The organism is Microbispora sitophila, assembly GCF_014892245.1.
In the GTDB taxonomy this organism is placed as follows: Bacteria; Actinomycetota; Actinomycetes; order Streptosporangiales; family Streptosporangiaceae; genus Microbispora; species Microbispora siamensis.
This window is the reverse complement of sequence record NZ_JADBGC010000019.1, coordinates 175,227-186,935: the sequence shown is the minus strand read 5'-3', so window position 1 is coordinate 186,935 and position 11,709 is coordinate 175,227. Positions and strand designations below refer to the sequence as shown.

Below are 11,709 nucleotides of genomic sequence, written 5' to 3'. Positions count from 1 at the left end.
CACCCGGTTACATTCCGAACCCGGAAGTTAAGCCTGCCAGCGCCGATGGTACTGCACCGGGGACGGTGTGGGAGAGTAGGACACCGCCGGACAATCTTTTGAATACGGAAGGGCCATCCTTGTTGGGTGGCCCTTCCGCATTTCCCGGGGAGTTTCTCCTCGGGGTCCTGCTGGTGGGGTGTGGTGGGTGGTGTGTTGCCCCGGCCGGGTGTGGCCGGGGTTTTCGCATGTTCAGGGGCCGACGCCACAGGGGTGCGTGGTTCCGGGAGTGTGTGGACCCCGGGAGTGCGTGAATCCGAGAAGCGCGTGGACGGGCGGCGGGGTGCGTTCCGGGGCGTGCGTGAGGGTGTCCGCGGGGAGTGGTGACGGCGTTCCCGGGGTGCGACTGCACGCCACGCGGGGACTGGCGGAGGCCGGCGCCATAGCTGGCTGACGGGGGGCGGGGGGCCGCCCAGGGGTGGGGCGGGAGCTGGCACAGGGGAGGAACGGAGCGGGCGGGAGGGAGGACCGCAGCGAAGGCCCAGCGGAGCGGGCTTCGCGAGGACCGGACCTTCCGACCGGCGCAGTGACGTCCCAACCCAAACCACGTCCCACCCCAAACGACATCCCCGTTCCACCTCAAACGCCGTTCCACCTCAAACGCCGTCCCAACCCAAGTGACGTCTCAACCCGACCGACGCCCCAACTCACCCGACCAAAACACCCCATCACGAGACCCACAGGCTGTCTCCAGCGGCGCCGGCGAGATGCCGGAACCGACGGTCGAGGGCACGCCCGAGGTCGACAGGCAGAGGGCGACCTTCCTACGCCCGGAGCCCTTGTCCCGCCGCCCCCCATCGGGACAGCTGAGGACTCTGTCGGCCTTTCTACCTCCACGCAGACGCCGTGAGCCGACGCGCCGTGCCGAGCCCTGAAATTCAGGGGCGGGGGCCATCGACCGGCCGACTGTACGCACGAGAGAATCGGCGGGTGCTCCTGGAGAGATCACGGCTGTGGGTTCGCCGCTCCCGGCCTGAGGGTGCGTGGGTGACTGTCGCCTACCGTTCTAGGCCGCGGTGTCCGTACGGTGGCCGACGACGCCCTGTACCGTCTGCTGGCGGAGAACTGGCATCGGCCACCAGCATGTTGCGTCGCCGGTGTCTCTCATCAGCCGCGAGGTCGGAGATGCGGTTCGGCGTCACCGGCTCCACAACCCTCGTCGGCATCTTCGTGCTCCCCTCGTGGAGCCTGAGCAGGATGCGGGCCGGTTCCGCTTCGAAAACCGTGGGACGGACGAAATGGTGCTCGATATCGGTTCCGCGGGAGGCGCTGCGAGGAAAGAGTTTCCCCTGGCCGGTCCCCCAATTGCGGTCGCTGCCGTTCGCGGACTGGCGCGTGGAGAGCGATGATCAATGTCGTCCCGCCACTGTCGAAAATGTTTTCGAAACGCGAATTCGGGACTGTCTCACGCGCAATCTGATCTTCATTGGCGCCGCCCTGATTCGCGCCTCTCCGGGGCGGCGTACCGGGCTCTACCAGCAAGATCGTATTTCGGGAACCACGCATCGGCGGCGTCCGTTGTGATCTACTGAAGGCGTGCCGTCGTTCGAGGTGACTGTGAGAAATGTTTGCGAAGGGTTCCATGGGGTAGACGGGTTCGCGAGTTACCCTGGAAGGGCTGACGGAATTGACGATGAAGACACACATGCCCGGCCTCCACATTATCCAGCCAACAACACTTAAACGGCCGGGCGTGTCGGCGGGGGTTTGCTGAATCGTCGATTACGGTCCCGCATGTCGGGACGAGCCCGGAAAAGGACAAGCCGGAAAAGGACGAACCGATGGGGGCTGTGCGCAAGGTGGCGAGCTACCTTGGCCTGGGTGGGGCAGAGCAGTACGACGACGAGACCTATGCCGAGGACGAGTACGAGGACGACTGGATGCCGGCGGCCGAGCGGGCCGCCAAGCGCTGGCAGCCCAACACCGACCCGGCCCGTATTGTCATGGTCCGCCCGCAGAAGTATGACGACGCCCTGACGATCGGCCGGCACTTCCGCGAGGGCCATACGGTGGTCATGGACGTGGCGAGCATGTCGACGGCGGAGGCCACGCGGATGGTGGACTTCGCCGCGGGCTTGGCCTACGGCTGTGAGGGACGTATCGAGCGGATCGCGGACAAGGTCTTTTTGATCACTCCGGCGACGGTGGAGGTCTCCACCGCCTGAACAGGCCGGTGCGAGTTCGAGTCCTGTGCCCGCCGCCCACTCGGTCGGCGGGCACGGTCGTCCGCGGAGCCGGCGCAGGCAATCGGCTGGCCCGCCAGGCAGTCAGCCGGCCCGCTAGGCAGTCAGCCGGCCCGCTAGGCAATCGGCTGGCCCGCTAGGCAATCGGCTGGCCCGCTAGGCAATCGGCTGGCCCCAGCGCCAGGCGTCGCCCTCCCGCGCGGTCTGCGGCCAGCCAGGCGTCGGCCTCCCACGAGATCCGCGCCCAGCACACGAGATCCGGGGCCAAGCCAGGCGCCGACCGTCCGTCCTGCGCGGTCTGCAGACGCACCGGCTCAGGCGTCCCTACGCCGCCCGTGGGCCCCGGCGCAGGAGTGTGGACACCTCGGCCAGGTCGCGGGCGGCTGCGGAGGCGCGCTCCTCCGACTCCCTGGCGTACTCGTGCAGGGCCCAGACGGCCTTGTCGGCGAGGTCGGCGAGCTTGCCCGCCCGTGTCTGGACGTACCGCACGTCGGAGTGCTCCCGGACGCGGTGCCGCCACAGCAGGTGCCCGCCCACGGCGGCGACCAACAGGCCGACGAGGGCGAGTGGCGGTGAGATCACGAACCCGGCGACGAGGACGACGACGGCGAGGACCAGGAGGACGTATCCGGGCCAGGGCCGGGTGCGCCTCGGCACGCACTCGGTGACGAGCCGCTGTTCGGCCGCCGCCATCGACTCCTGGTCGGGGCCCTCGGGCCTGAGTTTGATCGGATAGCCGAGGATCGGCACGTCCAGGGTGTCGGGCGGGGGCTCGTTCACCGTCTCGACGAGGGATTCCGCCGCCGCCCTGATCGCCGGCGCCGCCACATGCAGGGCGAGCGCGGCCATGTGGGGATCGGCGTCGGGACCCAGGTCCTGCAGCAGATGCCCGGTGAGCGAGCTCAGCGGCCCTTCCTGGCCACCGTGGCCTGCCAGGGAGCGGAGCACGGCCAGCGGCTCGTCCTCGGCCCAAACCGTGCCGCGTACGACCTTGGTGACCTCGCCGGCCTGCCGTGTGGAGGTGATCTCGGTGCAGCGTTCGAGCAGACGGCGCAGGGTCGCCGACGCCTGAAGTGACCGCTCGATCTCGGTGACCTTCGCCAGTTCCGGGAACGCCTCCAGAGAGGCGGGCACAGACGTCTCCGGCAGACCGGGCACGAGGGCCTTCAGCCATCGGTCGTCGGTGGCCGGCACGTCCACCGCGTCGAGCTTGCGCAGTACGAAGATCTTGCCGACCGGCCCGTACGCCCCACGGGCGGCGGCGAGCCACAGCGCCCGCTGGCCGGGAGTCACGGGACGGTCCTCGGACAGGTCGCCGAAGGCGGTGCCCAGCCAGGAGGCGTGGATCCGGTCGCCGTGGCCGCAGACGGCGAGGGCCAGACAGAGGAACAAGGCGGTGCGCCGCTCGTCCAACTCGTTGGCCAGGGCCAGCGGCTCCAGGGCGTCCTTGCCGGACATGATGAGGACGAGGGCCTTGACGGCGGGCCCCAGCCAGTAGCCCGGCACGTCGGTGATCCCCGGCGGCAGGTCGGGCGCGGTTCCGTCCGCCGCCAGGCTGACGATCAGCGCCTCGGCGTAGCGGTGCAGCTCCGTGGCCTCGGCCAGGTTTCCAGGGTCCGGACTCGTGGTCAGGTCCATGCTCACGCGGAACGCTCCCCGAGGGGTCGGCTGGCACTCCCTTGACCGCGCCAGACTAGACGCTTGGTGCGACAGTCATGGACGAGGCGCGCCGTGGACAGGCCTGACCCGCGGAAACAGGAAGGCCGGGCCGCCCTGCATCGGGGAGCGGCGGCAGGGGCGGCCAGCCGTGCTCGCGCGGGGAGGCCATCCCCGGCCTGGCAGACGCCATCCCCGGCTTCGCAGACGCCATCCCCGGCCTCGGAGACGGCGCCTGCGGTTTCGGAGGCGCCGGGAAGACCTTCCCCCGTGTCCGCCGAAGCGGAATCCGGCACCCCGCTCACATCCGCTCGGGGACTTCGATGCCGAGCAGGTCGAGCCCGCGCAGCAGCACACGCAGGGTGAGCGCCGACAGAGCCAGACGCGACTGCCGTACGGACTCCTCCTCGGCCTTGAGGACCGGGCAGCTCTCGTAGAACGAGGTGAACGCCTGGGCCAGGTCGAACAGGTAGTTGCACAGCCGGTGCGGCTCGGACAGCTGGGCGACGGCGGCGACGACCGAGCCGAAGCCGAGCAGCTGCAGCGCGAGCGCCCTCTCGGCCGGATGGCCCAGCGTGATCGGGCCGGTGACCGACTCCGGCTCGATCCCGCCGTTGCGGAAGATCGACCGGATGCGGGCGGTGGCGTACTGGAGGTACGGCCCGGTGTTGCCGGTGAGGGCGAGCATGCGGTCGAAGTCGAACACGTACTCGCTGTCGTGGCTGACCGACAGGTCCGCGTACTTGACGGCGCCCATGCCGACCTGGCGCGCGATCTGCCGGCGGGCCTCCGGGTCGTACCCGCGGTCGGCGATGACGGCCTCGGCCCGGACGACCCCCTCGTCCAGCAGCTCGGTGAGCTTGATCGAGGCGCCGCTGCGGGTCTTGAACATCTTGCCGTCGCTGCCGAGCACGCTGCCGATCTGGACGTGCTCCGCCTTGACGTCGTCGTGCAGCCAGCCGGCCATTCGCGCCGCGGCGAAGACCATCTGGAAGTGGAGCGACTGGGTGGCGCCCACGACGTACAGGATGCGGTCGGCCTTCAGGTCGCGCACGCGGTAGCGGATCGCGGCGAGGTCGGTCGTGGCGTAGCCGTATCCGCCGTCGCTCTTGCGCACGATGAGCGGCAGCGGCTGGTCGTCCCGGCCCTTGAAGCCGGGCGGGAACACGCACAGCGCGCCCTCGCTGATCTCGGCCACGCCCGTGCGTTCCAGCTCGTCGCAGACGTCGGGGAGCATGGGGTTGTACATGCTCTCGCCGGCGATGTCGTCGTCGGTCAGCGTGACACCGAGCGTCCGGTAGACCTTGGTGAAGTAGCGGTTGCTGTAGTCGATGAACTCGCGCCACAGACGCAGGGTCTCCGGGTCGCCGCCCTGCAGCAGCGGCACCCTGCGGCGGGACCGCTGCTGGAACTCGGGGTCGTTGTCGAACTTGTGCCGCGCCGCCTGGTAGAAGGCGTTGCCGTCGCCGGCCGCCAGCATGCCGAGCGCCTCCTCCTCGCCGATGTCGAGGAGGTGCTCGATGAGCATGCCGAACTGCGTGCCCCAGTCACCGAGGTGGTTCTGCCGGATCACCTGGTTGCCCAGGTGCTCGTGGGTGCGCGCGAGGGTGTCGCCGACGATCGTGGTGCGCAGGTGGCCGACGTGCATCTCCTTGGCGGCGTTCGGCGCGGAGTAGTCGACGATCACGGTCTGCGGGGCCGGCTGCGGCACGCCGAGGCGCTCGTCGCGCAGCCGCTGCGCGGCCTGCTCGGCGATCCAGCCGTCGCGCAGCGTCAGGTTGAGGAACCCGGGCCCGCTGACCTCCACGCTCACGTCGGCCGTGTCGAGGTGGTCGGCGATGGCCTGGGCGACCTCCCGCGGGGCACGTCGGAGCCGCTTGGCCAGGCTGAGTGCGACGTTCGCCTGGTAGTCGGCGAACTGGGAGGGCCTGATCAGCGGGTCTTCGGTGGCGTGCTCCGGACCGAAGGCGGAACCCAGCGCCTGCTGGACCCGCTCGGTGAGCACGAGCTGCGGGTCGGTCATGCACCAAGCTTATCGGCGTGCGCCTTCGGCCCGCCGTTCCATATTCGGTGGTCACCAGCGGCGGTGCGACTTGTTGGTGGAGGCGATCCGCTCACCGATCCTGGCCACGATGCCCTGGGCCGACAGGCGGGCCGCGAGCTCGCAGGCGGCGGCCACGCCGCGCGCCCGCGACGAGCCGTGTGCGATCACCACGGTGCCGTTGAGGCCGAGCAGTACGGCCCCGCCGTGCGCCTCGGGATCGAGTCGGCCGGCCAGCTCCCGGAGCCGGGCGCGCTGCAGCATCCCGCCGAGCCTGGCCACCCGGCTCCCCGCGATCGTCTCCCTGAACTGCTCGAAGGCGTAGCGTACGGTGCCCTCGACGGTCTTGAGCGCCACGTTGCCGGTGAACCCGTCGGTGACGACCACGTCGACCTTCCGTATGAGCAGGTCGTGCCCCTCGACGTTGCCGGTGAAGTCGATGCCGGGTGTGGCGGCGAGCAGTTCGTGAGCCCGTTTGGCGAGCTTGTTGCCCTTCTCCACCTCGGCGCCGATCGTGAGCAGACCGACGCGGGGACGCCGCATGCCGAGCGCCGTCTCGGCGTACGCCACGCCGAGGTGGGCGAACTGCACCAGCATCTCCGGCTTGGCGTCGGCCGTGGCGCCCGCGTCGAGCAGCACGGTCGGCTGGGGCAGGGTCGGCAGGCCGACCGCGATCGCGGGGCGTACGACTCCCTGCTGGGCCCGCAGCCGCAGCCGGCCGGTGGCGACGACGCCCGCCGTCGATCCCGCGGACACGACCGCGCAGGCGTCGCCGCGCCGTACGAGATGGCAGGCGATGGCGATGCTGGAACGGGGCCTTCTCAGGCTCGCCAGCGCGCCCTCGTCCATCGCCAGCGCCTCCTCGGCGCGCACGATGGGGATCTCGGTGACCGCGTCGTGCCGGGCCAGCTCCTGGTAGAGCAGGCGGGGATGACCGACGAGCACGACGGGCACGCCGCGCTCCCGCACGGCCTGTACGGCTCCCGCGACGATCTCCTCGGGCGCGTTGTCGCCGCCCATGGCGTCGAGGGCCACGGGCAGCGCACGGCCGGCGGGCTGCATGGCCGCATCGTAGGCCGTCAGCGAGGGGTCCCGCGGTAGACCACGATCTTGCCGAAGCGCGCGTTGCCGGTCACGCGGATCAGCGGGCCGTCGCCGTCGCCGTCCCCGCCGGTCACCGAGCGTTTCGAGAAGACCGCGCTGCCCTCGTCGACCACCCTGGCGTTGGCCGGCACGGTGACGATGAGCTTGCCGCAGAAGGAGTTCAGCTCCAGCGTCACCTCACGGCCGGGCAGGACCGCGTCGCTGAGATCCACGATCAGCGCGCCGAAGACCGAGCTGAGCTCGGTGTGCCGCCCGGCGACCCAGCGCCCGCGCCGTATGATCTTGCTGAACACGGCGGAGACCCGGTGCCGCTCCGTGGAGAGCGTGGCCGGCGCGTGAGGCGCCTCGGGCAGGTCCTTGATCAGGGGCGCGAGGTCGCCGATGGTCACAGCGCTGTAGGCGGCGTCGAGCCTGTCGGCGTGTTCGACGCTCGTCAGGCGGCCGGTGGCCAGCGCCTCGCCGAGGACGGCCGCGATCCGGTCGCGGTCGGCGTCCGAAGCGCGCTGTGCGGGATCGTCGCCCGCGTACGGTGTGAGGGAGGTCACCTCGCCAGCGTAGCTCTTATCGAGATATGTCGCGATAGGGCGGGTTCATGGCCGGCCCCGCTCCGGCCGTGTCGCGACGTCCGTCGGCGCGTCGCTAAAAGTGAGCGGAAAGATCTGCCGCGACGCCTGGGCCCGTGTTTACCGTCACTTTCTCCAGAGGCGGGATTGGGGTGACCGCGAAGTGGTCGTCCGGTGCTCGATATACCGACTTTCCCGGCGGGCTGCCCGACGGGCATCCCCTGGTCAGCAGGGCTTTCCACCGTGATCGGCAGTGATAGAAATGCCGACGTCTTTGTCGGCGTGCTCGCCGACGCACGGGGGTTCTTGGGTTCGTCATTCCCACTCTCGTGAAAAGGAATATGAACCGGGGGCAAGTCAATGAAACGAGTGGTTAGGACAGCCGTCGTCGCCGTCACGATCGGCATCGCCGGCATGCTGGCCGCGCCCGCGCAGGCCGACGTGTGCGCTCAGAAGTGCACCGAGCACCGGGTCGCGACGCTGGCGAGGCTTCTGGCCGATCTGCAGGGCACGGCCGTCGCCGGGGCGACGGGCGGCGTCGTCGCGCAGGCCGACGCGGCCGCCGAGGTGGCGGTGAACCTGACCGCTGACATCAGGGCCCACCTCGTCGCGGTCGCGAATCTCGCCGGCACCGTGACGGCCAGTCTGTCCGCCGAGGCCAACGCGCAGATCAGCGCGGCCGCCGACATCGCGGCCGACATCGTGGCCGACGCCGCCGTCACCGTCAACGCCAACGTCGTCGCCAGGCTGGAGGCCCACCTGTCGGCCGCCCTGGTCGCGGTCGCGGACGTCAACGCGGCTCTCGTCGCCAAGGCGAACGTCGCCGCGGGCGTCGTCGCCCAGGTCGGCAAGCCGGTCGTCGCCGTCTCCGGCCAGACCGCCGCCGCCGTGGACGCCTCGGCTGCGGCCGTCGCCACCGCGGGCGCCGCGGTCCGCGCCGGGCTCAACGTCACCGCCAGGCTCAACGCGCTGCTCAGCCTCAAGGGCGCCGTCGCGGCGACCGGCGGCAGCGCGGGCGGCCTGCTGGCGCTGGTGCCGTGCGAGACTCCGGCCGACCGCGCCATGAGCAGCACCCAGACGACGGCCGCCGAGGCCGCCGCCCGGGCCGACGCCAACGCCCACGCGGTCACCAGGACCGTCCGGAACACCACGGACGCTCCGGCGCAGGGAGCCGCCGCGACGACGGGGGCGGCGGCCGAGCTCGCCACCTCCGCGTCGGCCACGGCGGACGCCGCCGCGTCGAGCGCGGTCTCGTCCGCCCCGGGCACGGTGGCGGACGTCGCGCCGCCGACCGCGCGCCAGGGTGGATACGGCAGGTGACCCACGCCTAAGGGGGCCTCCGTCGCCGTCGAGCCGGCATGCCGGGCGGCACCGGAGGTCTCCCGCGTACGACAGGACCATCGGAAAGACGTCGATGACGAAAGCGGCCGGCGCCCCCGAGGGGCGCCGGCCGTCCGGCGTCGCGCCAGGGTGCACCCCGCAGAGCGTACGCGCCGGTGCGGCGGGCGCCCGGGCGCACGTGGCAGGCTCAGCCGACCCTCTTAGTTCGGGGAGTTCGGCGAGTCGAAACAGGCGCGCAGGTGGGTGCGCCTGGCGATCTGGGCCTGCAGGCGGGCCATCTGCCAGTGCAGCTCGATGAGCTGCTCGGCGATCAGCCCGACGGGAAGCTCCGAGGGATCTTCGGCGGCCAGATTGTCGATCGCCGTCGCCAGGTCGCTCATCCGCTCCTCCCCTATGTCGAATTTCCGTTCGAATCATAGTGGAACGAGCGGCCCTCGCGCATCAGGTTTCGTACACAGGTGCGATATAGCCGCGGGCGAGGGTGTTGGCGGTGATGTTGAAGCCCACCACGGCCGGCGGCGTGTCGGTGTCCACGCCGAGGGACTCCACGCCCAGGGCGTGCACGGCGAACAGGTAGCGGTGCGGATGGCCGGGTGGCGGCGCCGCTCCGCCGTACTCCTTGGTGCTGAAGTCGTTGCGCGCGTGCTTGGCGCCCTCCGGCAGCCCCTTGAAGTCGGGGCCGTTGCCCGCGCCGGCCGGCAGTTCGGCGGCGGTGGCCGGGATGTCGTACAGCACCCAGTGCCAGAATCCGCTGCCCGTGGGCGCGTCCGGGTCGAAGCAGGTGACGGCGTAGCTCTTGGTGCCCTCGGGGGCGCCCGACCAGCGCAGGTGCGGGGAGACGTTCTGCCCGCTCATGCCCCAGCCGTTGAACACGTGGGCCTCGGGGAGCCGCTCGCCGTCGCGCACGTCGTCGCTCTGAACGGTCAGCGCGGGCACCTCGGGCAGATGGTCGTACGGTATCGGTGGCGGCGTCGGCACGGTCGCCCCTCCGTTTCTCTCAGGCCTTGTTGTACGCCTCCAGGACCTCCTGGGGGTCGCCTTCCATTCTGATCTTTCCCTTGTGCAGCCAGATCACCCGGTTGCACGTCTCCTCGATCACGTCGAGGTTGTGGGCGACCAGGAAGACCGTGCCGGCGGACTCGCGCATCTGCTTGATGCGCTGCTGGCTCTTCTTCTTGAACTCGCGGTCACCGGTGGCGAGGGCCTCGTCGATGAGCAGCACGTCGTGCGTCTTGGCGGAGGAGATGGCGAAGCGCAGCCGGGCGCCCATGCCGGACGAGTACGTCGACATGGGGAACTGGACGAAGTCTCCGATGCCGGAGAAGTCCACGATCTCGTCGTACTTCTCGCGCACCTCGTTCGGCGACATGCCCATCGCGTAGCAGCCGAGGATGATGTTGCGCTCGCCCGTCAGCTCCTTCATGAGGGCCGCGTTGACGCCGAGGAGTGACGGCTGGCCGTTGGTGTAGACGGCGCCCTTGTGCGGGGGGAGGAGGCCGGCGATCGCGCGCAGCAGCGTCGACTTGCCCGAGCCGTTGCGGCCGATGATGCCGATGGCGTCGCCGTGGTGGGCGACGAAGCTCACGCCCTTGACGGCGTGGACCTCCTTCATCTGCGGCCGGCCCTGCCGCCGCAGGATGCGCATCAGCGCGCTGGCCGCGTTGCCCTTCTCGGCGTCGCCGGCCGAGCCGTACACCTTGTAGACGATGTGGAGGTCGTCGACGATGACGGTCGGGGTTCCGACTGTGGAATCGTTGGAGTTCTGCGTCTCGGGGTGCTGCGTCTTCGAGTCTTGGGGCGCCACCTGCGACAGCTCCTTGGTCAGCTCAGCCACGGCCGTACCTCTCCTCGGCCCGCCAGAAGTACCAGAAGCCGACGATCAGTGCGAACACTGCCCAGAATAGACAGGTAACCCACGCCCAGCGCTCGGGGAACCGCTGGTAGATCAGCAGGTCGCGCATGAACTCGATGTAGGCGGCGGCGGGGTTGAACTCCAGCGCCCAGCGGAGGAAGTCCGGCAGGTCCTTGGTGCGGTCGTCGATCTCGTAGAAGACGCCGGAGGCGTACAGCCAGGTGCGGGTGATGAACGGCAGCAGCTGGTTCATGTCCCGCATGAACGCGCCGAGGCGGGCCATGAACATGCCCATGCCGATGTTGAAGACGAGCTGCATGAGCAGCGTGACGGGGATCAGCAGCCAGAGCCAGCTCACCGGCTCTCCGGTGACGAGCACCAGGAGGACGAGCACGGCCATGGAGTAGCCGAGCTGCTGGAGCTCCTGGATCGTGTACGCCAGCGGGAGGGCGGCCCTCGGGAAGTGGAGTGCCCGGATGAGGGACAGGTTCGACGAGATGGACTTCGCCCCGCTGATCACCGTGCGCTGGGTGAAGGTGAATACCATGACCCCGGTGATGAGGAACGCCGGGTAGTTCTCGATCGACTTGCTCTGCCCGAGGATGACGCCGAACATCAGCCAGTACACCGCGGCGTTGAGCAGCGGGGTCAGCACCTGCCAGAGCTGCCCGAGCATCGACTCGGAATACTTGGAGACGTTGCGCGAGGTGGCGTACGTGAGGATGAAGTGCCGCCGGTCCCACAGTTGGCGCAGGTAGGCGGGCATGCTGGGGCGTGCGATGGCGCGTCGTAGTCCGTGACGCTCGGCGAGCGCGGCCAGCGACTCCGGGGCTCGGCCGCCACCCTGGGCCTCCGCGAGCGCGGATTCCGGCTGGCTCATGGCATGGACTCTATTGGATGGAGGTCGGTGGGACGGCTGTCGCACCGAAC

11 protein-coding genes and 1 rRNA gene are annotated in these 11,709 nt (G+C 70.0%); 4 read left to right on the top strand and 8 right to left on the bottom strand.

The window, feature by feature from the left end; all coding sequences use genetic code 11:
• The 3 genes from rrf to IL992_RS31405 all read left to right on the top strand — a co-directional run.
• Positions 1 to 92, top strand: a 5S ribosomal RNA gene (gene rrf / locus IL992_RS31415); the annotation flags it as partial.
• A gap of 1,072 nt (positions 93 to 1,164) precedes the next feature.
• Complete coding sequence (locus IL992_RS31410; RefSeq protein WP_193206957.1) at positions 1,165 to 1,563, top strand: hypothetical protein; 399 nt, start codon at positions 1,165 to 1,167, stop codon at positions 1,561 to 1,563.
• Positions 1,564 to 1,820: 257 nt separating this feature from the next.
• On the top strand, positions 1,821 to 2,204 hold the full coding sequence (locus IL992_RS31405) for a cell division protein SepF (protein ID WP_079319278.1): 384 nt from the start codon (positions 1,821 to 1,823) through the stop codon (positions 2,202 to 2,204).
• A 342-nt stretch (positions 2,205 to 2,546) separates the two neighbouring features.
• Here IL992_RS31405 and IL992_RS31400 read toward each other — a convergent pair whose 3' ends face one another.
• From IL992_RS31400 to IL992_RS31385, 4 genes are all read right to left on the bottom strand, one after another.
• Positions 2,547 to 3,860 carry a hypothetical protein gene (locus IL992_RS31400; RefSeq protein ID WP_193206974.1) on the bottom strand — a complete coding sequence of 438 codons (1,314 nt, stop codon included), beginning with the start codon at positions 3,858 to 3,860 and terminating at the stop codon, positions 2,547 to 2,549.
• A gap of 319 nt (positions 3,861 to 4,179) precedes the next feature.
• A complete protein-coding gene (gene argS / locus IL992_RS31395) occupies positions 4,180 to 5,901 on the bottom strand; it encodes an arginine--tRNA ligase (protein WP_193206956.1) in 1,722 nt (573 codons plus the stop codon).
• Between the two features lie 51 nt (positions 5,902 to 5,952).
• Positions 5,953 to 6,981, bottom strand: coding sequence for a phosphate acyltransferase PlsX (plsX, locus tag IL992_RS31390; RefSeq protein ID WP_193206955.1), 1,029 nt, complete (start codon positions 6,979 to 6,981; stop codon positions 5,953 to 5,955).
• Between the two features lie 17 nt (positions 6,982 to 6,998).
• Positions 6,999 to 7,568 carry a DUF1707 SHOCT-like domain-containing protein gene (locus IL992_RS31385; RefSeq protein ID WP_193206954.1) on the bottom strand — a complete coding sequence of 190 codons (570 nt, stop codon included), beginning with the start codon at positions 7,566 to 7,568 and terminating at the stop codon, positions 6,999 to 7,001.
• 387 nt (positions 7,569 to 7,955) lie between these two features.
• On the opposite strand from IL992_RS31385, the gene IL992_RS31380 reads away from it, so the two are divergent.
• On the top strand, positions 7,956 to 8,906 hold the full coding sequence (locus IL992_RS31380) for a hypothetical protein (protein ID WP_193206953.1): 951 nt from the start codon (positions 7,956 to 7,958) through the stop codon (positions 8,904 to 8,906).
• A 221-nt stretch (positions 8,907 to 9,127) separates the two neighbouring features.
• On the opposite strand, the gene IL992_RS31375 is transcribed toward IL992_RS31380, so the two are convergent.
• The 4 genes from IL992_RS31375 to IL992_RS31360 all read right to left on the bottom strand — a co-directional run bounded on the left by IL992_RS31375 (position 9,128) and on the right by IL992_RS31360 (position 11,659).
• Complete coding sequence (locus IL992_RS31375; RefSeq protein WP_079319283.1) at positions 9,128 to 9,307, bottom strand: hypothetical protein; 180 nt, start codon at positions 9,305 to 9,307, stop codon at positions 9,128 to 9,130.
• Positions 9,308 to 9,368: 61 nt separating this feature from the next.
• A complete protein-coding gene (locus tag IL992_RS31370; protein ID WP_193206952.1) occupies positions 9,369 to 9,905 on the bottom strand; it encodes a YbhB/YbcL family Raf kinase inhibitor-like protein in 537 nt (178 codons plus the stop codon).
• A 19-nt stretch (positions 9,906 to 9,924) separates the two neighbouring features.
• Positions 9,925 to 10,653, bottom strand: coding sequence for an ABC transporter ATP-binding protein (locus tag IL992_RS31365; RefSeq protein ID WP_319018956.1), 729 nt, complete (start codon positions 10,651 to 10,653; stop codon positions 9,925 to 9,927).
• Positions 10,654 to 10,753: 100 nt separating this feature from the next.
• Entirely contained in the window at positions 10,754 to 11,659 is a 906-nt protein-coding gene (locus tag IL992_RS31360) for an ABC transporter permease (protein ID WP_193206950.1), read from the bottom strand.
• Between the last annotated feature and the right edge of the window lie 50 nt (positions 11,660 to 11,709).

Coding starts and splice junctions, on each gene's coding strand:
- argS (WP_193206956.1), bottom strand. CDS start 5,901: ATGACCGACCCGCAGCTCGTGCTCACCGAGCGGGTCCAGCAGGCGCTG.
- IL992_RS31405 (WP_079319278.1), top strand. CDS start 1,821: ATGGGGGCTGTGCGCAAGGTGGCGAGCTACCTTGGCCTGGGTGGGGCA.
- IL992_RS31400 (WP_193206974.1), bottom strand. CDS start 3,860: ATGGACCTGACCACGAGTCCGGACCCTGGAAACCTGGCCGAGGCCACG.
- IL992_RS31410 (WP_193206957.1), top strand. CDS start 1,165: ATGCGGTTCGGCGTCACCGGCTCCACAACCCTCGTCGGCATCTTCGTG.
- IL992_RS31360 (WP_193206950.1), bottom strand. CDS start 11,659: ATGAGCCAGCCGGAATCCGCGCTCGCGGAGGCCCAGGGTGGCGGCCGA.
- plsX (WP_193206955.1), bottom strand. CDS start 6,981: ATGCAGCCCGCCGGCCGTGCGCTGCCCGTGGCCCTCGACGCCATGGGC.
- IL992_RS31375 (WP_079319283.1), bottom strand. CDS start 9,307: ATGAGCGACCTGGCGACGGCGATCGACAATCTGGCCGCCGAAGATCCC.